Origin of the sequence: Photobacterium toruni (assembly GCF_024529955.1) — a bacterium.
Lineage (GTDB): Bacteria > Pseudomonadota > Gammaproteobacteria > Enterobacterales > Vibrionaceae > Photobacterium > Photobacterium toruni.
In genome coordinates, this window is the sequence record NZ_AP024856.1 from 110457 (window position 1) to 134219 (window position 23763).

Annotated in this window: 21 protein-coding genes and 2 pseudogenes; 12 read left to right on the forward strand and 11 right to left on the reverse strand. The window is 36.1% G+C overall.

The genetic code is table 11. From position 1 onward, the window contains the following. Positions 1 to 29: 29 nt before the first annotated feature. The 3 genes from OC457_RS19785 to OC457_RS19795 all read left to right on the forward strand — a co-directional run bounded on the left by OC457_RS19785 (position 30) and on the right by OC457_RS19795 (position 1513). Complete coding sequence (locus OC457_RS19785) at positions 30 to 890, forward strand: TIR domain-containing protein (RefSeq protein WP_080176481.1); 861 nt, start codon at positions 30 to 32, stop codon at positions 888 to 890. A 124-nt stretch (positions 891 to 1014) separates the two neighbouring features. Continuing rightward, positions 1015 to 1311 carry a BrnT family toxin gene (locus tag OC457_RS19790; RefSeq protein WP_045037152.1) on the forward strand — a complete coding sequence of 99 codons (297 nt, stop codon included), beginning with the start codon at positions 1015 to 1017 and terminating at the stop codon, positions 1309 to 1311. Beyond that, positions 1304 to 1513, forward strand: a complete 210-nt coding sequence (locus OC457_RS19795; RefSeq protein WP_080176480.1) for a BrnA antitoxin family protein — start codon at positions 1304 to 1306, stop codon at positions 1511 to 1513. Before OC457_RS19790 ends, OC457_RS19795 begins: the two co-directional genes overlap by 8 nt. 358 nt (positions 1514 to 1871) lie before the next feature. On the opposite strand, the gene OC457_RS19800 is transcribed toward OC457_RS19795, so the two are convergent. Beyond that, the gene (locus tag OC457_RS19800) at positions 1872 to 2639 is read right to left on the reverse strand and encodes a hypothetical protein (protein ID WP_080176479.1); all 768 of its coding nucleotides are present in this window, start codon (positions 2637 to 2639) and stop codon (positions 1872 to 1874) included. A 400-nt stretch (positions 2640 to 3039) separates the two neighbouring features. Here OC457_RS19800 and OC457_RS19805 point away from each other — a divergent pair, with 400 nt between their 5' ends. The 4 genes from OC457_RS19805 to OC457_RS19820 all read left to right on the forward strand — a co-directional run bounded on the left by OC457_RS19805 (position 3040) and on the right by OC457_RS19820 (position 5594). Then, positions 3040 to 3360: a type II toxin-antitoxin system RelE/ParE family toxin gene (locus OC457_RS19805; protein WP_080176478.1), complete on the forward strand. Its 321-nt coding sequence runs from the start codon at positions 3040 to 3042 to the stop codon at positions 3358 to 3360. After that, positions 3357 to 3632, forward strand: coding sequence for a helix-turn-helix domain-containing protein (locus OC457_RS19810; protein ID WP_065176947.1), 276 nt, complete (start codon positions 3357 to 3359; stop codon positions 3630 to 3632). The genes OC457_RS19805 and OC457_RS19810 overlap by 4 nt, the downstream gene beginning before the upstream one ends. Positions 3633 to 4437: 805 nt before the next feature. Then, the gene (locus tag OC457_RS19815; protein WP_262054089.1) at positions 4438 to 5175 is read left to right on the forward strand and encodes an IS6 family transposase; all 738 of its coding nucleotides are present in this window, start codon (positions 4438 to 4440) and stop codon (positions 5173 to 5175) included. Between the two features lie 41 nt (positions 5176 to 5216). Next, on the forward strand, positions 5217 to 5594 hold the full coding sequence (locus OC457_RS19820) for a VOC family protein (RefSeq protein WP_080176598.1): 378 nt from the start codon (positions 5217 to 5219) through the stop codon (positions 5592 to 5594). 353 nt (positions 5595 to 5947) lie between these two features. Here the strand turns inward: OC457_RS19820 and OC457_RS19825 are convergent, their stop codons facing one another. Next, complete coding sequence (locus tag OC457_RS19825) at positions 5948 to 6319, reverse strand: transposase (protein WP_262054090.1); 372 nt, start codon at positions 6317 to 6319, stop codon at positions 5948 to 5950. 78 nt (positions 6320 to 6397) lie between these two features. Here OC457_RS19825 and OC457_RS19830 point away from each other — a divergent pair, with 78 nt between their 5' ends. The 3 genes from OC457_RS19830 (at position 6398) to OC457_RS19840 (ending at position 8520) form a co-directional block, all read left to right on the forward strand. After that, on the forward strand, positions 6398 to 7402 hold the full coding sequence (locus OC457_RS19830; protein WP_080176599.1) for a hypothetical protein: 1005 nt from the start codon (positions 6398 to 6400) through the stop codon (positions 7400 to 7402). After that, on the forward strand, positions 7402 to 7899 hold the full coding sequence (locus OC457_RS19835; RefSeq protein ID WP_080176600.1) for a hypothetical protein: 498 nt from the start codon (positions 7402 to 7404) through the stop codon (positions 7897 to 7899). Before OC457_RS19830 ends, OC457_RS19835 begins: the two co-directional genes overlap by 1 nt. 90 nt (positions 7900 to 7989) lie before the next feature. After that, the gene (locus tag OC457_RS19840; RefSeq protein WP_080176601.1) at positions 7990 to 8520 is read left to right on the forward strand and encodes a hypothetical protein; all 531 of its coding nucleotides are present in this window, start codon (positions 7990 to 7992) and stop codon (positions 8518 to 8520) included. Positions 8521 to 8636: 116 nt separating this feature from the next. On the opposite strand, the gene OC457_RS19845 is transcribed toward OC457_RS19840, so the two are convergent. The 3 genes from OC457_RS19845 to OC457_RS19855 form a co-directional block, all read right to left on the reverse strand. Then, positions 8637 to 9374 carry an IS6 family transposase gene (locus tag OC457_RS19845; protein WP_262054089.1) on the reverse strand — a complete coding sequence of 246 codons (738 nt, stop codon included), beginning with the start codon at positions 9372 to 9374 and terminating at the stop codon, positions 8637 to 8639. 222 nt (positions 9375 to 9596) lie between these two features. After that, positions 9597 to 9950, reverse strand: coding sequence for a hypothetical protein (locus OC457_RS19850; protein WP_080176595.1), 354 nt, complete (start codon positions 9948 to 9950; stop codon positions 9597 to 9599). A 166-nt stretch (positions 9951 to 10116) separates the two neighbouring features. Then, the gene (locus OC457_RS19855; protein WP_080176596.1) at positions 10117 to 10635 is read right to left on the reverse strand and encodes an Hcp family type VI secretion system effector; all 519 of its coding nucleotides are present in this window, start codon (positions 10633 to 10635) and stop codon (positions 10117 to 10119) included. 379 nt (positions 10636 to 11014) lie between these two features. On the opposite strand from OC457_RS19855, the gene OC457_RS19860 reads away from it, so the two are divergent. Continuing rightward, entirely contained in the window at positions 11015 to 12280 is a 1266-nt protein-coding gene (locus OC457_RS19860; RefSeq protein ID WP_080176597.1) for a type VI secretion system ImpA family N-terminal domain-containing protein, read from the forward strand. 102 nt (positions 12281 to 12382) lie between these two features. On the opposite strand, the pseudogene OC457_RS19865 reads toward OC457_RS19860, so the two are convergent. Beyond that, positions 12383 to 13559, reverse strand: a pseudogene (locus tag OC457_RS19865) (IS3 family transposase). 81 nt (positions 13560 to 13640) lie between these two features. Here OC457_RS19865 and OC457_RS19870 point away from each other — a divergent pair. Continuing rightward, positions 13641 to 13856: pseudogene (locus OC457_RS19870) on the forward strand (integrase); the annotation flags it as partial. Positions 13857 to 13894: 38 nt separating this feature from the next. Here OC457_RS19870 and tssM read toward each other — a convergent pair. The 5 genes from tssM to tssH are packed head-to-tail and all read right to left on the reverse strand — an operon-like array spanning position 13895 to position 23759. Next, positions 13895 to 17440 (reverse strand): type VI secretion system membrane subunit TssM, encoded by a 3546-nt coding sequence (gene tssM, locus OC457_RS19875; RefSeq protein ID WP_080175978.1) that lies wholly within the window; start codon positions 17438 to 17440, stop codon positions 13895 to 13897. A gap of 18 nt (positions 17441 to 17458) precedes the next feature. Next, complete coding sequence (gene tssA, locus OC457_RS19880) at positions 17459 to 18901, reverse strand: type VI secretion system protein TssA (protein ID WP_080175979.1); 1443 nt, start codon at positions 18899 to 18901, stop codon at positions 17459 to 17461. 9 nt (positions 18902 to 18910) lie between these two features. Continuing rightward, positions 18911 to 19627, reverse strand: coding sequence for a type VI secretion system-associated protein VasI (vasI, locus tag OC457_RS19885; RefSeq protein WP_235866987.1), 717 nt, complete (start codon positions 19625 to 19627; stop codon positions 18911 to 18913). Then, the gene (locus OC457_RS19890; RefSeq protein WP_080175980.1) at positions 19597 to 21132 is read right to left on the reverse strand and encodes a sigma-54 interaction domain-containing protein; all 1536 of its coding nucleotides are present in this window, start codon (positions 21130 to 21132) and stop codon (positions 19597 to 19599) included. Before OC457_RS19890 ends, vasI begins: the two co-directional genes overlap by 31 nt. 5 nt (positions 21133 to 21137) lie before the next feature. Next, positions 21138 to 23759: a type VI secretion system ATPase TssH gene (tssH, locus tag OC457_RS19895; protein ID WP_080175981.1), complete on the reverse strand. Its 2622-nt coding sequence runs from the start codon at positions 23757 to 23759 to the stop codon at positions 21138 to 21140. Positions 23760 to 23763 lie beyond the last annotated feature (4 nt).

The following is a 23763-nucleotide window of genomic DNA, read 5'->3' on the forward strand; positions in this document are numbered from 1 at the left end:
CCGTGTTTACTTCTTGAAAATATTAACAAATGAGTATTGAATTTTTAGATAGTGATTTTGATAAAGTTTCTTATTTAGCCTCTTTAATTAAAACATCAGTTACAGGTGGTAATATTAAAGATCCTACAGATAATGCAGACTTTAAAACTTTAAGATTAGAGTTATTGAAAGATAATTTTTTGGTTCAATACCTACCATCTTGGTTAAAAATATCCCGTGATTTATCAGGTGTTTGGGACTATATACAACCTAAGTTTCCTAGTTATAGGGAGAGGAGAGGTTTTATAGATAAAGAATTTTCAGATGTATTATCTTATTTAGAATTTAGTACTAAAGACGCTAGTATTGATTTGCTTAATAAAAAGATGCAATCAACTTTTTCCCCTACCAAAGACAATGTTCAAGAATTAAAACCTCCTATGAATACTCAAGAAACACAAAAAATAAGTAATAAAGTTTTTATTGTTCATGGAAGGGATAACGAGGTTAAGCAGGAAGTAGCGAGGTTTATTGATAGTGTAGGTTTAGAAGCAATTATTCTACATGAACAAGCTAATAGGGGGATGACAATTATTGATAAAATTGACCATTACTCAAATGATGTTGGATTTGCTTTAGTTCTCTATACTCCTTGTGATTTAGGTAAAAGTGTTTCTGAGCACGAAAATGGAATCTTAGCAAAAAAAAGAGCACGTCAAAATGTTGTTTTTGAACATGGTTATTTAATGGCTAAGTTAGGTAAAGATAAGGTAGCTGCGTTAGTAAAGGATGATGATATAGAAAAGCCTAATGATATAGCTGGGGTTGTTTATATTTCATTAGATAAGGCTGGAGCATGGAAGTTAGATATAATGAAAGAATTAGAATGTGCGGGCTATAAGGTGAAGTAAATATTAGTTAGTACGCATAAATAGATTAACTGTTAAATGACCGCCCATCGAGGCGGTTTTTTGGTATTTGTAGGTTAGTTTGTGATTTGTTATAGTTTAACTACAATGTAGTTACGGTGTAATTATGAGTTATCTACAATTTGAGTGGGATCCGAATAAAGCGGAAAGTAATATTCGAAAGCATGGCATTACTTTTATAGAGGCTGAATCAGTTTTTAGTGATGAATGTGCTCGAGTGATACCTGACCCTGACAGCTCATATGGTGAAGAACGCTTCATCATTATGGGGTTGAGTGAGAAACATAACACTCTCGTTGTATGTCATTGCTATAGAGGTGATGACGAAAGGATTCGAATTATTTCAGCTCGGAAAGCAGAAAAACGAGAACGTAAACAATATGAGGAGTTTCGTTATGCGTGATCAATATGATTTTTCAAACTCAATGGCTAATCCATACGCGAAAAAAGTAAAGAAGCAGATCACTATTCGACTCGATGATGATGTGGTGACTTACTTTAAATATTTATCTGAAAAGAATGGTATCCCATACCAAAACTTAATTAATCTTTACCTAAAAGATTGCGCATCAAAAAATAAAGAATTAACAATGGATTGGCAGTAAAATGTTACAGTAAAGGTCGCTCATATGTAGCGGCCTTTTTTATGCCTGGTTGATACGATTTAGCGCTGTTCACATAACATTTGTAATGTTAAATGCTAACAATTTAAGAGGTCGCTTAGGCGGCCTTTGTTGTATCTGGACGTTACCACGTATCGGATCGCATTAGATGCATACTGTTAAATACAACCGTTTTTAATGGATAGGAATCTGAAAGATTACTATCCATCAAGAAAAACGAATACAAAACGTGGTTTTGACCTTTTTCATTATGAGTAGATTAAAGAATGAGAAAATTTGGATGGAATTACTCTAAATTGAAGAGCCGTAATTATTTACAGCTCTTCTTTGTAATCTAAAATTAGTGATTAATAGGAGTACTTATGTACAACGTACTATTTAGTGTAGTTGTATCGGGACTTAATTCAAAATTCCAATTGCCACTGTTAGGAAGATGATTACTTCCACTAAGAACAAATTGAACTTCATTACTTGACTTATGCCAGATTGTTACCATATCCCGAATATTACTAGTATTCATAATGCTATGCTTTATAACATCTGAACATCCTTGAACAAATTCACCATCATTCAAGATTATTGTATAAACAGTCCCTTTGGGGATTAAAAAATCAGCAGCATCAACAGAATCTACAGACAGTGAAGCTATAGTATTAGCTTCTTCATGGGGAGTATCTGGTGGTGCTATATCATGAAATACAGGGATTGTTATAGATACAGGATGAGGTACAGATAAAACACTTTGATCAATAGTTAGTGTAATAGAATTAACGGCTCTAAGATCATCTAGTGCTGTTATTCGATAGCGAATACTTGACTCTGTAGCCCCATAAGGAGTGACACGATTTGGAGTAGATAACGTTGTTGCATTACGAAAATCGTTAGCATTCGTTGTATTAAAGGTAGCACCATCGATATCGATATATAATGTAAAACCGAACAATAAATAAGAATAAGGGATAACATTCATATTTGCGGTAAGAACTGGCGTAGTAAGATGCTGTGTCGATTCTGGCGAAGACGTAAGGTCATTCGCAATAACTGATTGTGTAACTCCTAATGATGACCCACAAATAATCGCCGCTATAAAATAAGTATTTAGTTTCATTTTTCACCCGCCTACAAAATATTTTAAAATGTCAACATGTCCTTAATGACATGTTAATATTACGTTATTTATATGATGCAAACTGTGATCGATAACTTGATATGCACGCAATTGCCCTTATGATGATAAGTATGCTTCCTCGTGAATTTATCCTCGCGTTTAACGCAACAGTTAGATGTTCTGTTCCGAAAGACGGTCTTTGTTATATCTGGATGTTACGTAGTATCTGTTTGTTTGTACGTATAAAATTTGTGATGTTAAATGCTAACAATTTAAGAGGTCGCTTAGGCGGCCTTTGTTGTATCTGGTTACTGATACCAATTTTAAGCTATGTTTTGACCTTAATAAGCCAGTAATGTTAAAGTGACCTATCATATATGATAGGTTTGGTGGTTGTGAAATGGCTTGGAAAGTGGATTTTTACTCTGGTGTTGAAGATGAAATATTAGCAATGCCAGCTAAAATTCAGGCTCGTATGATTAAGTTACTCGAATTAATTGAATTATATGGAGCAAATTTAGGCCCACCACATACAGACTCAATGGGAGATGGGCTTTTTGAAATAAGAGCTAAAGCTCAAGAAGGTATAGGTAGAGGTTTGTTTTGCTATTTAAAAGGACAGCACGTTTACGTATTAAGAGCTTTTGTGAAAAAGACGAACAAGACCCCAAAAAAAGAAATAGAACTTGCCAGAGAGCGAATGAAAGAGGTGAAGTTATGAGTTTATCTGCATTAAAAAGAAAAGCATTACAGAATCCTGAAGTAAAAGAAGCTTATGATGATCTAAGTGTTGAATTTGAATTAATTAGTTCTCTAATTTCAATGAGAGAAAAATCAGGCTTAACTCAAGATGAAGTTGCTGAAAAAATGGGAACAAAAGCTCCGAATATTTCACGCTTAGAATCTGGACGATCAAATCCTAGTCTTAAAACTTTAGTGAGTTATGCTCAAGCATGTGGATTTAAGCTAAATCTTGGTTTTAAACATGCTTAATTTTTGTAAATTTAATTTTAAAGGTCGCTCATATGTAGCGGCCTTTTTTATGCCTGATTGATACGATTTAACACCGTTACACTGTCTCAGATCGTACTAGATGGACACTGTTAAATAGGACAATTTTTAGCGAAAAGTCATGCTACGTTTATTTGTGGTCTTAAAATCGTTTCTAGAGGCTATTTGGTGAGGTTTTGGCTGTCTCATACGAAGAAATATTTTGTAACTAAAGATATGAGCAAGATTTTTCAAATTAATGTTATATAAATTTAATTTATATCTTGCTGCTTCAAGAGGTTTTTGTATGGTTCAAACCGAACGGATAGATAATTATTATATAAATGATATACGAACTCGGTTAGTAGAAAAGTTACATGAGACAAGAAGAACCATAATTTCAGGTGATAAGGACAAATTGGCTCAAGTTTTAGTTGAACTAGATCTTTATCAAAAAACGTTTGATGATTTATATGAGGGAAGGCTTTAGTTTCTTCATAATATCTAAAGAGGTCGCTTAGGCGGCCTTTGTTTTATCCGGACATTACCGCGTATCGGATCGCTTTTGATAATATATATTTATCAAATTTACTAATATGTTTAAGCAAAGTGAATGCTTATTGTTTTTTATTGGTGAATTGAAAAGTAATTAAAATCAAGATATTGAAAAAATTTGGAATATTTATGCCTAAATCAGTACAGCAACAAATTGGGAATGTGGCTCTAGTCGTTGAAAATTATGGGCTTGTTGCAAAAAATTCAGCTTGAACGCAGAATCGTTTCTTTCCTCATTTAATCTGGCAACTCAATGGCTAATCCTGAATTCAAATGGAAACACTTTACTCCTGAGATTATTCTTTGGTGTCTTCGTTGGTATGGTTCGACCCCAATGAGTTACGCAAATCTCAGCGATATGCTGGCGGAGCGAGGGATTGCAGTGAATCGTTCGACTATTTATCGTTGGTTTATTGAATATGCTCCATCATTACGTAAGAAGTTACATCGTTACCAATTCATCAGGATGGACTCTTCGTGGCAGCTCGATGAAACTTACGTCAAAGTAAAAGGAAAATGGTTTTATCTGTATCGCGCTATTAATAAGCAAGGTGAAATACTAGATTTCTATTTTTCGCCAAAGCGCAATAAAGAAGCCGCTTATCAGTTTCTTAGGCGTTGCCTAAGACATTACAGCATCAATAATCAGCCTAAAACGCTAAATACAGACAAGCATTCATCCTATGCTAATGCGATTGCCCGTTTGAAGAAGGAGGGGCGATTACGCGAGGATGTTGAGCAGCGACAAGTAAAATACCTCAATAATGGTATCGAGTCTGATCACGCGCCTATTAAGAAACTCATTGTCGCCACCGGTGGACTTAAAATACGAAAACGTGCATGGTCAACGATTCAGGGATTTGAATCATTACGGATGTTGAACAAAGGGCAGTTTGATTTTTGGTTACGCAATGATGAACGTCAAACTATTGTGCGGGAGAGATCCGCTTTTATTAATCGTCTCTTCAATATTGACGTTGTTTTCCAGTAATAATGAGTCAATTGTAGGTCTCATTTACCTGCTCTGATTATTTGCAACAAGCCCAAAATTATGATGATGCTATCGCGTTTTATACTAAAAAGCTTCAATTTACATTGATAGAAGATACTGACTTAGGTGGTGGTAAACGTTGGGTTCAAGTTTCTCCTCCTAACTCAAATGGTACAAATTTACTTCTTGCTCAAGCAAGTACCCAAGAACAGTCCAATGTTATTGGTAATCAAACAGGGGGGCGTGTTTTCTTATTTTTACAGACCAATAATTTTTGGCGTGACTACGATCTAATGGTATTGAATGGTGTAGTCTTTAATGAAAAACCGAGAATAGAAGAATACGGTATAGTTTTGGTATTCCAAGACCTATATGGTAATAAATGGGATTTACTGCAACTGAACAATACAACTGAATGATATGTAAAAATTTACGATAAAAGACCGCTTCGATAGGCTAACACCTATCACTTAAGGTGTTTGGAACGAACTGGATAACGAGTTTTATTGATACGAACGGCTCTCTGCTTGGGCCGTTTTCTTCGTTCAGGTAATATGTAACGCTTTACTTGTTTTCTCATTGCTCTCAGTTTTTGAGGAATTGAACCTGGTGAAGCGATGGCACACCACATTAATTCATCTTGAATATCTCTTAACGCCATCATAAAACTTATCAGTAATGGTGAAACATTCGCTTCTGCTGCTATTCTACTTATTTCTAAGCGAACAAGATTATAAGCTATCAATATTCCCCATATTTCTTGCTCAATACCTTATACTGATTGACTACGCAATAATATTTCATCTTCAAGCATGTCATGTTTTATTTCACCATAACTGTTTTCTATCTCCCAACGTTCGAAATAAACATCAAGCAAAGCTTGATAGTTATAATGGTCACCAACTAAGGAAGTAAGAAGCCCTTGGATATTATTTTTTTGAGTTTTTTCTGGATACAGCACTAATCTAGCCTGCCATTTTTCAGGCAGGCTTGGGTCTTTAGTTCTGGCATATTTGGATACATCCATTTCTACAATCAAATCTCGTCCTGCTTCATCAAGCTGCTTAATGACGGTATATCGTGTATTAGACTTAATTGGAGTCATCCAATGACTCGAACCATGCTGACGTTGCCAATTAATCATCAACTCGGCGCCAAGATAACATCGGTCAAAAATAGTTAAAGAATCTGGCGCTATTGAAGATATAAGCTGTTAATTACCATGACGATGGTTACAGGACTGAATGTTTCTCAGCTTGCCTTATTAAATATGAATGAAGTGATAAAACAAGAGAAGGATATTTTGCTTTGTAAGCATGCGGATATGATCGCTATTAGTGTTATGGATTTCTTTAAAAATAACAAAGAAAAACAAAACCTAAAACCATGGTTTCATGGTATGCCACCTGAATCGAGAGCAAAACTTCTTTATGCGTTAACTACCGAGAGTCCAAATATAACTGATATATTAGCAAAGAAAATTAGAGACGTAAGAAGTTATGAAACAGCACCATTTGGTACCGTTAAACTGACAGATAAAGAAAATACACAGCTAAAACTAGGGCTATCTGAAGAGAGTAAACGCTGGGCCGCTGTAGCGAATTTATTATCATTCTGGGTAAATGGCAATCCTGTTTATAGGACAATTGAAGATCATCAAGTTGAAGAAACCTTCACTCGTTTTAATCCACAAGGGCAAACTATGATGGTTGCTGATTATGGTAATAAACTAGTCCCTTATATTGTTTGGGAAAAACTTAAAATTTTTTTAGATAGATCGAATTCGTTCCTTATTTCTTCAAATGTATCACCAACTGAAAGGATCGACCAACAAAACATTAAAAAAGTAATAAAGAAATTTAATAATTACTTTTCATCTTATCCAAAAAATAAATACGAAAAAGTAGTTAAATTATTAGATGGAGAGGAATTCAGTTTTATCGTTTATAATGGAGATTTCAATCTCATAGGGGAAATACCCACTAATAATATCAGCTTATCTTTATGGAAATTAGGGTATTACCATATTGCACGTTCAAAAGTATTTCCAAAAGAATATAAAAAAAGTTCACTAAAGAAACTAATTAAGGAGAAATTAAATTCTGTTTTAGAATTAATAACAGCTCAGGAAGATACGATAGGAAAGATTGAAAACGCTAAAGAAATAAAAGATGCTATAAAGCAACATGATATGAATAAATTACTTGAACTTTTAGGGAATATCTAGTGAAAAAAATGTTCTACATTACAACTATAACAATAGTATTGTCGACTACCGCATGGGGAATGGATAACATAACGAATACAACATCTATCGATTTGTCACAAAACTTATCTAAGCAGGATATAATAAAAGTAAATTTAGCACATGCTTATTATATTTATGGCGGTAACCCAAAGCGAGCTATAGCACTTCTAAAATCATATATTGATGATAAAAAAAATATCAAAGCTCGGTATATTTATGCATCAGCATTATCACGCTATGATCTCAATACTTCGCTAACTATGCTGAAAGATCTTACTGATGAAGGCTACCCCTATGCAATGGAAACTTATGGAGAAAAAAGAACCTGCGAGCTCAATAAATACAATAAGTCTTGTCAGAAACAAGGCTACGATAAGCTATTAAAAACTACATATATCACATGGCGGAAAGCAGATCCTGAAGAGTTATATAATGACGCTTACCAAAAATATCTTGATATTCATGAGGTTCAATGAGTAAATAAACAACATACTTGGTATAGTAATAAAGCAGATAAACTACTACGTCAATGTGCTAAAGAGCATTTTTTTCAGTGCGCAAATGCTTTGCAACTTGGTTATTATTCGGTAAAAAACCGAACAGAAAAACAAGAGCATGAATATGAATATGAATATGAATATGAATATGAATATTATAAAGACATTGCAAAAAAAATCTTAATTGATGTTGAAAATAACAACCTTTATGCAACTAATTATATTGGTTGTTTTGATAAAGAAAGAAAATCAGCAAATGAGATATGTTTAACTCATGATGAATATAAAAAAATGTTGGATAACCTAGCCATTAAAGGTAATCTTCGAGAATACAGCAATTTATCATATTTATTATTTAATAGTAATGATGAATATAGCTTAACTGATTATGTTACTTTTTATGCGTATCTTCTCTATCCAGATGTAAAAATACCAAACGAATTAAAAACATCATATGACAAAGCAATAAAATTAAATAATGGTTTAGGCTGGAACTTCAAAATGATTAGCACTAATATCAAACCATGGGAAAAACTGTATAATGATAAAAATATTAATGGTTTCTTCAATAAAGTTAATCAATTAAGTTCAGAAGAATAAATCTATCCCCCTCATTATGTTGAGGGGTGACCTTTACCATGATAGCTACATTTAAATATTTTGGGCTTGTTGCAAATAATCAGAGCAGGTAAATGAGACCTACAATTGACTCATTATTACTGGAAAACAACGTCAATATTGAAGAGACGATTAATAAAAGCGGATCTCTCCCGCACAATAGTTTGACGTTCATCATTGCGTAACCAAAAATCAAACTGCCCTTTGTTCAACATCCGTAATGATTCAAATCCCTGAATCGTTGACCATGCACGTTTTCGTATTTTAAGTCCACCGGTGGCGACAATGAGTTTCTTAATAGGCGCGTGATCAGACTCGATACCATTATTGAGGTATTTTACTTGTCGCTGCTCAACATCCTCGCGTAATCGCCCCTCCTTCTTCAAACGGGCAATCGCATTAGCATAGGATGAATGCTTGTCTGTATTTAGCGTTTTAGGCTGATTATTGATGCTGTAATGTCTTAGGCAACGCCTAAGAAACTGATAAGCGGCTTCTTTATTGCGCTTTGGCGAAAAATAGAAATCTAGTATTTCACCTTGCTTATTAATAGCGCGATACAGATAAAACCATTTTCCTTTTACTTTGACGTAAGTTTCATCGAGCTGCCACGAAGAGTCCATCCTGATGAATTGGTAACGATGTAACTTCTTACGTAATGATGGAGCATATTCAATAAACCAACGATAAATAGTCGAACGATTCACTGCAATCCCTCGCTCCGCCAGCATATCGCTGAGATTTGCGTAACTCATTGGGGTCGAACCATACCAACGAAGACACCAAAGAATAATCTCAGGAGTAAAGTGTTTCCATTTGAATTCAGGATTAGCCATTGAGTTGCCAGATTAAATGAGGAAAGAAACGATTCTGCGTTCAAGCTGAATTTTTTGCAACAAGCCCTCATAAACCCGATAACAAAATAAAAAGTTAACCATATGGTTATTTTGATAGAGTGTCAAAACCATAAAAGACATCAAAAAATATAATAAAAAACAAATTGATTACCATACGATGGACGTGTAGATGAGTCTAAATTGCGCAATATTATTTAATATTTATTTTAATAATTTACCTTTTACATTATTAAACATCGTTAATAACCGTTGGTGAGCGAGGAGATGTTGTTGAATAAATTTTCGACATACAATGACTTGCTTAGTGTAATCTTCGGGTAGAAGGAGATTTAGCTCGTGTGCAATAGTTTGAGCGTATTTGATCTCTTGTGCTGATGGCGGTGTTAACGCTTCAGGAATGGCTTTTAAAATAGAGGCTTCTAATGCCTCATTAAATTCTGGCCATGTTGTTAGATCAATACGATCTTCATTAGTTAATGATAACAAAGCTTCTTGTTGTTTTGAAACAGTAAAGTGATAAGTAATATTTCCAAGCTTAAATTCAATGATATTCATATTAATAATGCGGTTACTTACAGTAAATACGTACTAAATGAGGTAGTGAAATATACGGTTAAATTTTTCTTAACCTCAGCTAAACGATGAATAAATGCCTTAGCAAAGACATAAACGATAAAAGCCCGCACGGTCGAAACAGTACGGGCAATAGTTATACTTAGAATTACGCTTCTAGCGGCGCACGCCAGTCATCAGCACCTGAAGTACCTGAAACCGTGTGATCCCAATTAATTTTGCGGTAAGCCATCGAGATTTCAATCAGTTGAGTAAAATCAGCTTTGGTTGAATCTTGGCAATGTGGCATTTGATTGTCGATATTAACAATCGTTGCGTCTGTTAACGTTGTTGTGAAGTAGTGCTCTTGCTTACCTTCAACGGAAGTGCGGTACCACTTAAGTTCAACGGTTGGTAGCATTTCACCTGATGCCAATGAGTTGTACATTAGCGGAACGGCTTTGTTCAATGCCACAGTAAATTTAAAAGGCTTATGGACACGTTGGCCAGACGGTTGACCTGACTGTGGGTCAGTCGGTACTGTTACGATATGCTTAAATTCTTGCACTAACATTTGGTCTTCATGACCTTCAACGTAAATGTTACCCACAGAATCAGCGGTAAATGCGCCGGCAGTGATGTTGCCCTGAGTTTGGCCTTGGATAGAAATATAACAAGGAGTTGGCATTGTAATGTCCTTTAATATGAAAATTTTTAGAATGTGTGCGTACATATAGCAGGATGTGTGCCAAAACTCAAAGTTATATAACCTGTTGTTTTTATATGGCATTTAGATATATGGTTTTATCAACAAACAGAGGTGAGCGAGTTGTTGCTTATATCGGGCAAAATGTTGCTTAACGGGCAAGATATTGCTTCTGCTGAGCAAAATGTTGCTTGAAAAGATACCTATCTAAAAATATATCATTATTTTCAGTTGGTTACAGTGTTAACTCTTGGCTTAATAGTTGCATGGCTATTACTCGTTATGAGTAGTAACGAAATAATGGTGTCTTTCGTGGCAGCATTTTGATCTATTTTACGAGGAGTAATAACTATTGAGTACGATGGGATTTTATCAGAGTCGGCAATTTAAGTTTGTGGATGATGAAAGAAAACTGAGAAATTCTATAAGATATCAATTAATTAGAGATGAGATCAATCGTCTTAATAATCCATCTTATGGAAAAATTGATTGGGATAAAATCAAGATGTTGTGTGAGGATCTTGCTAGAACTGACGGGTTGAACTTTTTGACAACACTCTATTATACAACAGCATTGGTCAAAAAAAAAGGGGTGAGTGGGCTTGCAAATGGGCTTGAACTTCAACTTGCTGCGTTAATGCATCTCTATGAAAATAAAGATGCTAATCTAGTTAAATGTGCAGATCTATATCGTTGGATGATTGCGAGATTAGGCAATGATTTACGTCGATTAGAGCCTAAAGAATCACAGCTTAAGGACCTTTACCGTTGTGAACGTTGCTGTAAAGAAATTTATGAACTATTTCTAGACGTACATCCTCAACATGTTCCTGATTTAGAAGCCATTAGTTATGTGATTTTTGAACATGTCGATTATCTTGAAGGTAAGTTAAAGCTAATAGAGGCAGATAAACAAAATCATATTAATGAGCAACAAGATATCCCGCCTAAATTACCTCTGCGTAATAAGCATCTTATACGCTTTTCTTGGGTGTTTTTCTTCAGTTTGTTATTAGGGCTATCAGTTTTTGTTATTAAAGACTATTTGAGATCTACAACAAATTCATTGTTAAAGCGAGTTACGGCAGAGAAGTTAGAAGCTCAAGTACTTACTACAAAGCAAATTGATCAATTGCAGCATCAATATTCACCCTCTGTATTCACTGATAATAAGGCGACTATTATTCCTTTATATTTGCGTCAAGCGAATAATGAAATTAATGCATTATCTGGTAAGAATATAGCTCAAGCATTTTCTTTGATGGATACCGTTAAGCAACTGTATCCTAATGATGCACAAATAGAACAACATCAGCAGTATATTGCAGATATCCTAGAGCGATTTGAGACACAATATCGACGCTTTAAAACAGCCAGAACCAATATCGCAAACTTACAACAAACGATGAATCAAAGTCATAGTAATAAATTGGCAGCACTATCAGACGAAATTAATGGCTATGCGATTAGTTTATCGCCAGTTTATGGAAGAATTAGTTATATTGAACAACAAATAGCAAATAAAAATCAGCCAGAAGTACAAAAAGAGCTTCAGCAACTTGATGGTGAAATAAAAGGGCTAGAATTGAAATTTTCACAATTAATAGATCAAAGTAAAAATATTTAAATGTAGTTACCATGGTAGAGGTCACTCTTTGATCATCAGAAATATAAAGATTTTTTTGGTAAGCGTCATTATATAATTCTTCATGATCAGCTTTTGAAGTGGTCAAGTAAAATTGGCCACAGATTTGTATTCATCATTAAATCTGCATTCTGATTCATTCGGTGTCAAGCCACCATTATATTGATGGGGTCTAACTTGGTTGTAACACCGTATAATATATTCAGTGATCGCTACTTTAACTTCATTCGATAAGCGATAACCTGAAGTTGGCATCCACTCTGTTTTAAAACTTCTAAAAAATCGTTCCATTGGTGCGTTATCCCAACAATTTCCACGTCGACTCATACTTTATGTAATTTGATACCTCCAAAGTAATCGGCGAAATTGTTTACTTGTATAATGACAGCCTTGATCGGAGTGAAACATGACACCTTTAGGCGCCCTCGAACTTCATAAGCCATCGAAAGGGCTTTACCTGTTAGATCTGTATTGGGTGAGCCTGACGTTGCCCAGCCAATCACTTTACGGGCAAATAAATCAATCACAACAGCAAGGTACAACCAACGTTGTCCTGACCAAATATACGTTACATCGCCACACCAAACCTGATTAGGCTCAGTAACTGCAAATTGGCGATCTAATATATTAGGGATATTTAGATGTTCATTTTCTGCTTTTTTATAACGATGCCTCTTAATCTGGCAGCTAACTAACCCTAAATTTTTCATGATGTTAGTGGCTTTATATCGACTTAACGGTACGCCTTTAGTTGTAACGATACCTGCAATCGTTCTGGCTCCTGCTGAGTTACCACTTGCACGATGTGCAGCCTTCACTTCACTAGATAATAGTATTTGCTCTTTTGACTGCGTTTTAGGCCGTTTAGTCCAATATTTATAGTTACTGCGATGAATATTAAAGACATTGCAAATGATAGATACAGGATAATAAGCTTTTAATTCATCAACTAAAATGAAGTTTTGAATGAGTCCGATACCAAAAGAGCGGTTGCTTTTTTTAGTATTTCTTTCTCCATTTCAATCCGTTTAATCTTCTTTTCTAACTCACGAATTTTAAGCTGATCAGGCGTCATTGGTGTTGCTTTTGGTGTAATCCCACCACGCTCATCTTTAAGCTGCCGAACCCACTTATCCATTGTTGATTTACCGACATTCATCGCTTCAGCTGCTTCTTTTACGGAGTAGCCTTGGTCTAAAACGAGTTGTGCTGATTCCAATCGAAATTCTGGTGTAAAATTAGGACGTATTCTTTTAGTCATTATGTCACCTATTAAATTATGAGGTGATGATATCACCTCTTACTAGATGGCAAAATTAACTATGCTACTTCACATAGTCTATTAGTCGCCCATGGATGGAGCTCAGTCACTTCTACTGCCCTTCATGAACAAGGTTTTGATAGTTTGCTTATTGAAGCATGTTTATCACATGCAGATCAAAATGAATTAAGAGCAAGTTACAACCGCTCGGATTATTTAAAGCAGCGTAAAGAGATCATGAGCTGGTGGAGTGCATATATAGAAAAAGCTGCGCAAGGCAGCTTCTTCTATAATTAGCAAGTGTATAACTCTTTAGATACTAGACAAGAACTTAATTAATAAAGTGTCTTACTCAATTTAAAGTTCTTAAATAGTAATGATGTAAACGGATTAGCATCTACTTCAGTATTTAAACGATAAATCACATCACCATTATCAATAACGAATCTATAATCAACACTCGTTTCACTAGCACCTACAACCAACCCTCGTTCAAGAAGACGGAAAAATGCCCATGGCCCTTGAATCGTAATTGCACGTGGTGATAAATTCTCCGACGCAGGAACTAATGATAATTTAGAGACTGCAGTTTCACGTAATGTATTGGGCCAAATCAGCTCTACTGGTCGACGAGAACCGTGGCTATACTCAACATATTGACCATCAACATTAATTACGCTACGGCGTTGATTAGCACTTAAATTAATTGGCTCAAGCGTAAACTCAACATCTAATATACCTTTACGGTTAAAGAAAGCTTGTTGAATTTTTTTCGCACTTGCAAATTGTTTAAGTACATCACTACGTAATAATGCCTGTTTATCACCACTATTCATATCCATTGAAAGATTATCATTAATAAATAATTTCAAGTCATTATTATAAAAAGTATCCAGTGTGCCACCAGGCGCAAAGAAAACTTCAAAATCCTTTAATGACACATCTTTCGATGCATTACTATTGAATGGATAACGTGAAGCAAGTTTTTCTTTATATTCCTTATATACATCACGCTGCCAACGAACTTCAACATATTTAATCGCTTCTTGCCTAACCACATACCAACTTTCATCTGCAATATCTTTAACTAAACTATCAAGCGGTTTAGGTAAATTAGTAGCCATCTGTTGTAATGCATAAATAGGATCGTTATCCTTTAATGCTAATCGCTCTTTCGTTGCTTCTAAAGCCGCCTTACCTTTGTCAGGTGCATCTTGAATCGCTTTCATATAATGATAAAGTTGTTGTACTGAGGCCATCACTTCTTGTAGATATGCCGGTTGTTTACCATTATTGTCCAAAATTGAATCTATCTCAGTAAACGGTGTTGCAATCATTGATGCTACTTTATATTGCGGCGTTGCCATCAACACCATCCTTGCCTTATCATTTTCAGGTAATTTTGGAAATAACTGAGTATTTATATCAACAATTTTAATAAAACGCTCTATTGGCTGTTTATGACCAACAATATTACCCAAAACAGTTACTGCTTCATTAATATCTGAAAAGTACTTAATTTCGATATTATTTAAGCCTAATTGCCATGTATTTACATAATCATCAACATACAAATCACGAATCTTTTGGCGTAACACTTGTTTATCTTCTGAACTAAACTTAGCCACTGTTGACTCACCTAATACCCAACTGTCAGTCAATGCTACATCTGACAATAATTCGATTTTAGGTAAAAAGTAACTATTAAAACCTTTGGTCGTTAATAACTGTGGAATGTTTAGAGCATCATCTTGTGCGCGCTGACCAAAAACCACCTCAAATACAGGACCAACCGCTTTTTTTATATTAAGAGGCGCACCTAATGTTTGATCTGCCGTACGTTTTAAGTTGTTATAAACACGATCAGCCAAATCCACTGAACTTAGATCCTGTTGAGTTCTCTCGATTAAATTATCATACGGACTCATTATCGAAATCGCATTTTTATTACCGTGATTACGAAGACCTTGTAAATCAGTATGTGCTAACGAATAGTTCAAATGTGCAAGTAATTGATCTTGAGTTTTAGCGTCATTAGGAAAGTTTTTCTGCCACACTTGTGCAAAATACCGTTTTACAACATCATCTTGACGTCCACTTTGATCAGTCAACATTCTAAAGACCCGTAATGCAGATAACTCTTGTTGCTCTGAATTAGCACTCTTAATATCCACAGCTAACTGTTTCATTAAAGCAGGTAAGAACCGAAACTGTAGTAATCCTAAATAGGTCTCTTCAACTTTTGGTCCGATCTTATGACCTTGATAAAGTCCCATATCAGATAAATACTTAGGCTTATCTTGAAACACTCCAAACTCTAATGTTGCTTGACGAATTGAATTTAATGGTCCTAACAACTCTTGCTCTGAGCGCATCAATTTAGCGTCCGAATATTCCTCTTTAAATAAGCTGACTTGCTTTAGTACTGCATTTTCATGAGCAATATTCTGTCTGTAATAACGTTGCCAACCACCAATTAATAATACAGATGCAATACTGCATGCTAAGACCGACATCGATAACACTTTTCTCTTATGGCGAATAACACGCAAGCTGTCTGATGCAATACCCGCTTCTGGATAAATAATCTCGTTAAAAAGTCTCTTTACAAAAAAGGTGGTTGAGTTTTTAGACAGTTGAGCGCTATTAATTGTATTTGATAAACCATAACGACGAGATGCAGCATCAACAAATGCATTAGTGGGTACTCCTTGCTGATAAACAGACATAAAGTAAATACCACGAATTAACGCGGGTGTTGAAAACTGATCACTAGCAAAAGCATCTACTAGTAACTGCTTTAATACATCATGTAACCCTGCTACTTGACGAGAAAAACTATAAATGGCAGTACGATCTTCAGTATCAACGGCATGACGTAACGCCAATGGTAAAGAATCATTAATCCGTTCAATAAACTGAGTGTAGTCTTGGTCAAATTCAGCTAACCAGTGATCAAAATCTTTTACAGTATCCAGTGAAAAAGTAAATCCCATGACCTCTTCACGTTGACTTTGGGTATAATTTCGAAAATAAGGTTCAAAACCATGTAAAAGATCCAATTTAGTCAATGCGATATATACTGGCATTCGTGTTGATAAAATCTCCATCAACTCACGTAAGCGAGCACGTAATAAATTAGCATATGCACGACGCTCAGCAACAGTTGAACTCGCAAGGTGCTCAATATCAAGAGCAATAACGACCCCATTTAATGGTCGTTGTGAACGCGTTTTTTCTAGCCAATTAACAAAATTAAGCCATAAACGCCGTTCCATCTCTCCATCATTATTCTCTTCATTTTGGCGTTGTGTCAGTAATTCGCCATCAGGATCAATTAACACTGCATCATCACCGATCCACCAATCAAAAGAATATGGATTTTCACTCTTTTTTCCTGATGCTCGCATTACACTAGAGAAAACAAAATTCTGACTAGAACGATTAATTAAACTTGTTTTACCCGCATTTTCTAATCCTAAGACTAAATACCAAGGCAAACTATAAAGATAATTACGCTTATTTAAATTTTGTTTTAGCTCTCCCATTACTTGGTTAAGCTCGACCTGTTGACGAGCTTCTAACCGCTTAATAGGATCTTCAAGTAAAACCTCTTCGCGGGCTTTATCTTTATTAATACGTTGCAAGCTACGCCATTGCATACCTCCCCATACTGTAAAACAGCACAACGAGAAAATAATGCTTAGCACTACACGAGATGTAACAGTAACTAAAGGTTGTTGACCATAAATATCTAACCAGGGACCTGCCCACCAAATAGCTACATTAATTAAAATAAATGTAACTAATGTAATCACAGGTAATGATATTTTAATACTTGAAACTAATCTTAAGCCGATTGATCTTATTAAATTCCACATTTTATATTTTCCCTGTGGTTATTCTGCTGCAATATTATTTTTAATTTGTTCAATTAATGACGGTTCCCATTCCGTAACCGACATTTCATTTACTTGACGATATAAAGTCTGATATTGCTCTAATGCCATTGCTGGCAATGCGTTTTTCTTCATCACATCAGCTGATAACAAACGCCAATAAAAAGCATCTCTCGGTTCAGTTGCTTGTGATAACCCGTCATTAAGCATTTTGAGAGAATGAGCAATTCCCTCTTCAAGTGCTAGTGCAAGCGCTTCATCACGTTTCTCATTCCAACTGCCCATTTGAACCGCTTCATCAACCTTTACATTGCCAACAGAACTATCTAACCACTTCAAGCTCACTTCACTAATAAAAGGCACTAACCCTTTAAATGAACAGGTTTTCAATGCTGGTAGCCGTTGAATAAAACGTTGTAATTCATCTTTAATAATCGCAGCCCACATATCTTGTCCCAATGCTATTGCGATACGATAACTTAAGAAATGTCCATCTAACCAATAAGGCGCTTTAGTTAAACTTTCTTCTACTCGACGCCACAATTCAATATCAGCCCCACGCTGTAAACCTTCTTCATAATCACTAATACGATCTAATGAAACTGGCATTAACTGCGTTTCTCCATTCACATTGGCATCAGGTAAACTATGAATTGAATACCACATTGCAAAACGACGAATACGGAGGCTTAACATCACTCCATCACAACCAAGCTCAGAAAGACAGTCAACAGCTTTCAGGAGTGACATTTTAAAACTACGTTCACTACCACTATCAATATCTAAATTAGGCATCGGCACTGCAAATACGGCTGCCGTCACATTATTAGAATTAGACGAATCTACCGCTGAAGTTACGCTTGCCTTTGGCGTTTCAACTTTAGAGATACTACTCACTTGAGCTAATTTATGCCGTAAACGCGCACTAATATCATTAACAACATCTACAGATAAAATTAGCTCTTCAGCCTGAATACAAAGATCTTGCAACAATGTTTCTAACTTTGATTTAAGCTCAATATCAAATAAGGCACTATCTAATTTATCAGCAGCAACATACGTTCGCTGGCAAATTTGATTAAAAAACTTTTTACGGTGGACTGCACCTCGTTCACCAGGTATAGGTTGACATTCAAACCAAAAATGCGAGATAAAATCTACTAACACACCAATAGATAGAGTGAAACGCTCCGGCGTAGCTTTATGTTGCAAACACTGCATTAACACTGTGAGCAACTTGATATCTTTCGTTTTTGTCGAGAGTAAACTGATGACACTATTTTCAACATCTTCCCATTGCACTTCGCCATGAGAAAGTGAACCCACTTTCATCATCTGACTATCAATAAAATTCAGCAGAGGATCATCTCTCAAACGCTCACCGACAGGGTTATCCACCATTATCGGAGCAATCAGTTGCTCTCTAAAACTTGTCATTGACATTTAATACTCCTACCAACGACAAATTTCTCGCATTGGTTTAATAACCTCAGCAAGATTTTTATTATCAAACTCTAAATTATCGATACCTGCCACATCGGATCGTAATATCAGTTGTGGTGCAGAAATCATCGCTTTAATTACATCAATTGCAGGAATACCACGACCTGAACGCAATAAATACCCACTATTATCACTGATCCAATCCTGCGTCACGACAGGTGATCCTGGAATTGATATGGTGACTCGTCCGGCTTGAATTGGTTGTGGTAAAATTAACTGAATACGGCTAATTTTTTCAAAACAAGTCAACATCAGAATTGGAGCCATTGAAGTCTTACCTTGCAATGAAATATTCGTTGCAGTTTCTGTTAACCACATACGCGATAATTCGTTATCTTTATCTTTATCTTTATCTTGTTGATTAAAAATAAATCCTTTTGTATCCCCTCGACTTTTTTCACTATTTACAGCACGTATCCATGATGACGGATATTGCACAGTATTAAGACTAGTCGGCGTTTTAACTGCTGTAACAGGAGTATTAAAAACCTCATCAAAACACTGTAAACGTTCAAGCTTTGATTCAATATCTCGGCATTGATTAGCCTGAGCGAATGTCACTGATAAAATTGGTTGTGCCGATACTAAGCCTGACGCAAAGGTCAGGCTTGACGATAGTACGATCCATTTCATTATCATCTGATCTGGATCTCCAGCTTTTGACATTTATGTGCCAGCGTACGTTTAGGTAGACCTAAGCTTTCGGCAGCCTTCGCACGATCACCATGATACTGTTCTAATCGATTGCGAATAATGGCTTTTTCGTAAGACTCTAAGGCGTTTCTTAAATTATTAATCGCAGAAAAGTCATTACCATTAACAACAAGTTCCTTCACCGACATTTTTATATCTAATGGTAACTTGGCAATAAACGCCGATTTTATAATCAAAGCTCCACATTGAGTTTGTACACAAGCAAATTCAATTAACGAACGTAGCTCACGTACATTACCTGGATAATTCAAACTCTTAAGCTTATTAAGTGCCAATGGTGACAACCCTAAAATATTACGCTGCTCACGATCGTTATACTGACGGATAAAATAAGTTGCTAGCTCATCAATATCAACCAACCGACTATTCAGATTTGGTACCAATAATGGGTATTGATATATACGATAATAAAGATCTTGTCTGAACCCCCCACTATTCACACTTTGACGTAAATTAACATGGGTTGCCGCTATTAAACGAAAGTTCGAAGATTGCTCTTTATTCGATCCTAAAGGCCGATACTGGTATGTTTCCAATACTCGCAATAATTTAGCTTGCAAAGCCAATGGTAACTCACCCATTTCATCTAGAAATAATGAACCGCCATCAGCTTGGGCAATCAACCCTTTACGGCTTATCAGTGCACCTGTAAATGCCCCTTTCTCATAACCAAATAACTCACTTTCTAGTAAATTTTCAGGGATTGCAGCACAATTAATTGCAACAAAAGGTTTATTTCGACGGGATGACAAGCTATGAACAGCTTTCGCTACCAACTCTTTTCCTGAGCCAGTTTCACCTTGAATAAGCACCGTGAGATTAGAGCTAGCAGCCATTGCTATTTGTTCACGCAACTGCTCCATAACGGCACTACTTCCAATCAGCTTGCATGTCATATCTAACCATGCATTTTTTTCCTGTTGCTGGGCTTTTAATCGTACAATAGAATCACTCAGTTGTTGTTTATACGAATGCTGCATCTCCATATCTTTGAGTAACATCCATTGTGCGACAAACGCATCACTAAACTCATACCAATTATCATCAGTCAACAATCCATTAATTATGTTCTGCTGCCCAATAAGTACCTGAATAGCTGCAACTTGTTTATCAGTATTTAATAATGGTGTAATTAATAGACTACTACGATCATCAACTAATTCAGCTAATTGCTTAAACGGCTCATTCTGTTGCCAATAAACTAACCGATTATGATCAAGTAAAATCAATGATGCTTGTTGTAATACATGAGAAAACGGATGATCGAAATCACTCACATCCCATGTCCAATCTTTATTATCAGCAACGAATAAGCTGCGACCATCATCCGCTGGATAAACAACATAACTGGCCGTTAACGCTAACTCTTGCTTTAATGTATTATTATAAAAATCAGTCAGCTTGACTCTATCTCTATAACTAAGTAAAGCTGATGTACAATGAAGCCATTGTTGCATGACAATTACTCCACTTCACCACAAAACTGTCCATCCGCTACCATCAAATGAATGCGAGTGATCGCTTCACGGTGAGCAAGTCGATTCAATAAGGCTAAAGAAACTGGTGGTAACATTTGACCTTCAATAATGGCTTCTAACATACGCGCACCATTTTCTGCACGTGTCGCCCGACGTAAAATCTCTTCAATTAGGCAAGGCTCAATGATCACCTCAGCTTTATAACGCGTTGTTAATAACTTCTCTAATCGTGATAACTTACCGCGGACAATCTGTTCCAGCACCTCTTTATTAAGTGGTAAATATGGCACGACTTCCATACGAGCTAATAGTGCCGGCTTAAAAAAAGCAGCCAATTCTGGGTACATCTTTTCTTCTAGTAACTCTGGCTGATCGGCATAATCAACAATGGTTTGATAACCAAGGTTAGAGGTTAAGAAAAACACAATATTCTGGCAGTCAATAATACGGCCTTCACCATCGGCTAATTCTCCCTTATCAAAAGCTTGATAAAACAAATTCAATACTTCGGGGTGCGCTTTTTCAACTTCATCAAGCAACACAATCGAATAAGGCATTTTGCGCATAGCTTCTGTTAAGACACCACCCTCACCAAAACCGACATAGCCAGGAGGAGAGCCAATTAAGCGAGACACTGTATGCTTCTCTTGATACTCTGACATATTAATTGTGGTTAAGAATTGTTGACCACCATAGAGCTGCTCTGCTAACTGTATTACAGTTTCAGTTTTACCGACCCCACTAGGCCCAACCAATAGGAAAGCCCCTTTTGGTCGACCGGGACGACGAAGATCTGCACGAGCAGTTAATAAATGGCGATGAATGCCAGCAATCGCAACATCTTGACCTTTAATCGCTTCACCTAAAATACGTGGTAATTCTGTAATTTTGGTTAATTCATCCGTATTCATTTGATCAACAGGTACTCCTGTCCAATCAGCAATGACTTGAGCAATTTGCGCTACATCTACTTCTGGATAAATAAGCAATTCATCATGTGGAATTTGCTCAAGCTGAGCATAAAGAGCCACTAATCTATCTCGTAACTCATCAGCAGATAACTCTACTTTATCTGTTGGTGCTATTGATTCTGATCTTGGAGAGAGAATCTGCCTACGAGTCTCAATAATATCAATCACTAATATCTTTTGCTGCTGCCATGCTTGATACAAAGACTCACATTCTGTCTGTTCTATATTTTCAGCTTCGGTCAAGACAGCTAAACGATCGTCATCTATAGATAGCCCTAATTGCTGCTGACGATGGATCATCTTTATTTCTAACTGGCGCTGATGATAACGGCTCTCTATTTCAGCAATACGACGTGGTGGCGCACTCAAATTAATCGCAATACGTGCACAAGCTGTATCTAACACATCAATCGCTTTATCCGGTAGTTGACGGCCAGAGACATAACGAGCCGATAATTCTGCTGCTGCACGTAACGCATCATCACTAATCAATACATTATGCGCATTCTCATAAACACTATGGAGGCCACGCATAATATCAACAGCTTGTTCTGTCGTTGGCTCATCAAGTTTCACTAATTGAAAACGACGCGTTAATGCTGGATCTTTTTCAAAGTACTTCTTGTACTCCTTCCAAGTAGTCGCAGCAATCGTGCAAAGTTCACCACGAGCTAAAGCAGGTTTAAGTAAATTAGCAGCATCGCCACTGCCTTCTTGGTTGCCAGCTCCTATCATCGTATGGGCTTCATCAATGAATAAAATGATAGGTGTTGCTGAATTCTTAACCTCATCTAATACTGATTTTAGGCGTTTTTCAAATTCACCTTTAACCGAAGCACCAGCTTGCATTAAACCAAGATCAAGTGCCCATAGCTCTACCTGCTGCAGTGACTCTGGCACTTTTCCTGCCACAATACGTGAAGCTAGCCCTTCAATAACTGCACTTTTACCAACGCCTGCATCACCCACAACAATTGGATTGTTTTTACGACGTCGACATAAAATATCAATCATCAGATTAATTTCAGTATCACGACAAAGTACAGGATCCAATTTTCCTTGACGGGCTTGTTCAGTGAAATTTGAACAAAAACGAGCAAGGGTACTGTTGTCATTACTTAAGGCTGGCGTCGTTTGTGCTAAAGCAGTATTAGTAACCGCTGTCTCTGATGATTCCATAACTAAAGACGAAAATTGTTTACGGAATGACTCGCGATTAATATTTTCAAACGCTTTAATTAAATTAAATGCTAAATATCGATCTGGCCGTATTAATGCTGCTAAAAATATAACGCCTGATCGTAATTCAACTTCATTCATTTCAATTGATGCAAGTAACCATGCTTCTTGCAATAACTCTACCAATAAAGGTGAAAAAGAAGGATAGGTATCATTACCAATTTCATGTGGCATTGCTTCACCACATGTTTGTTTAATAATTTCACTGTTTAAACCAGCATGGTTTATTAATATTCGTACGTCAGATAATGGGTTTTCTAAAAGAGAAAATAAAAAATGTTCAAAAGTCACCTCATTATTTTCACGACTCATACATAATGCTGCCGCTTGTTCCAATGCAAGTTTAGTTTGTGCATTTAACTTATTAATTAGCACCGGAAGTTCAATTCTGATCACGATA

Excerpts from the sequence above, each read along its gene's own strand:
- OC457_RS19785 (WP_080176481.1), top strand. The coding sequence starts at position 30 with ATGAGTATTGAATTTTTAGATAGTGATTTTGATAAAGTTTCTTATTTA.
- OC457_RS19790 (WP_045037152.1), top strand. The coding sequence starts at position 1,015 with ATGAGTTATCTACAATTTGAGTGGGATCCGAATAAAGCGGAAAGTAAT.
- OC457_RS19795 (WP_080176480.1), top strand. The coding sequence starts at position 1,304 with ATGCGTGATCAATATGATTTTTCAAACTCAATGGCTAATCCATACGCG.
- OC457_RS19800 (WP_080176479.1), bottom strand. The coding sequence starts at position 2,639 with ATGAAACTAAATACTTATTTTATAGCGGCGATTATTTGTGGGTCATCA.
- OC457_RS19805 (WP_080176478.1), top strand. The coding sequence starts at position 3,040 with ATGGCTTGGAAAGTGGATTTTTACTCTGGTGTTGAAGATGAAATATTA.
- OC457_RS19810 (WP_065176947.1), top strand. The coding sequence starts at position 3,357 with ATGAGTTTATCTGCATTAAAAAGAAAAGCATTACAGAATCCTGAAGTA.
- OC457_RS19815 (WP_262054089.1), top strand. The coding sequence starts at position 4,438 with ATGGCTAATCCTGAATTCAAATGGAAACACTTTACTCCTGAGATTATT.
- OC457_RS19825 (WP_262054090.1), bottom strand. The coding sequence starts at position 6,319 with ATGATTAATTGGCAACGTCAGCATGGTTCGAGTCATTGGATGACTCCA.
- OC457_RS19830 (WP_080176599.1), top strand. The coding sequence starts at position 6,398 with ATGACGATGGTTACAGGACTGAATGTTTCTCAGCTTGCCTTATTAAAT.
- OC457_RS19845 (WP_262054089.1), bottom strand. The coding sequence starts at position 9,374 with ATGGCTAATCCTGAATTCAAATGGAAACACTTTACTCCTGAGATTATT.
- OC457_RS19850 (WP_080176595.1), bottom strand. The coding sequence starts at position 9,950 with ATGAATATCATTGAATTTAAGCTTGGAAATATTACTTATCACTTTACT.
- OC457_RS19855 (WP_080176596.1), bottom strand. The coding sequence starts at position 10,635 with ATGCCAACTCCTTGTTATATTTCTATCCAAGGCCAAACTCAGGGCAAC.
- OC457_RS19860 (WP_080176597.1), top strand. The coding sequence starts at position 11,015 with ATGGGATTTTATCAGAGTCGGCAATTTAAGTTTGTGGATGATGAAAGA.
- tssM (WP_080175978.1), bottom strand. The coding sequence starts at position 17,440 with ATGTGGAATTTAATAAGATCAATCGGCTTAAGATTAGTTTCAAGTATT.
- tssA (WP_080175979.1), bottom strand. The coding sequence starts at position 18,901 with ATGTCAATGACAAGTTTTAGAGAGCAACTGATTGCTCCGATAATGGTG.
- vasI (WP_235866987.1), bottom strand. The coding sequence starts at position 19,627 with ATGTCAAAAGCTGGAGATCCAGATCAGATGATAATGAAATGGATCGTA.
- OC457_RS19890 (WP_080175980.1), bottom strand. The coding sequence starts at position 21,132 with ATGCAACAATGGCTTCATTGTACATCAGCTTTACTTAGTTATAGAGAT.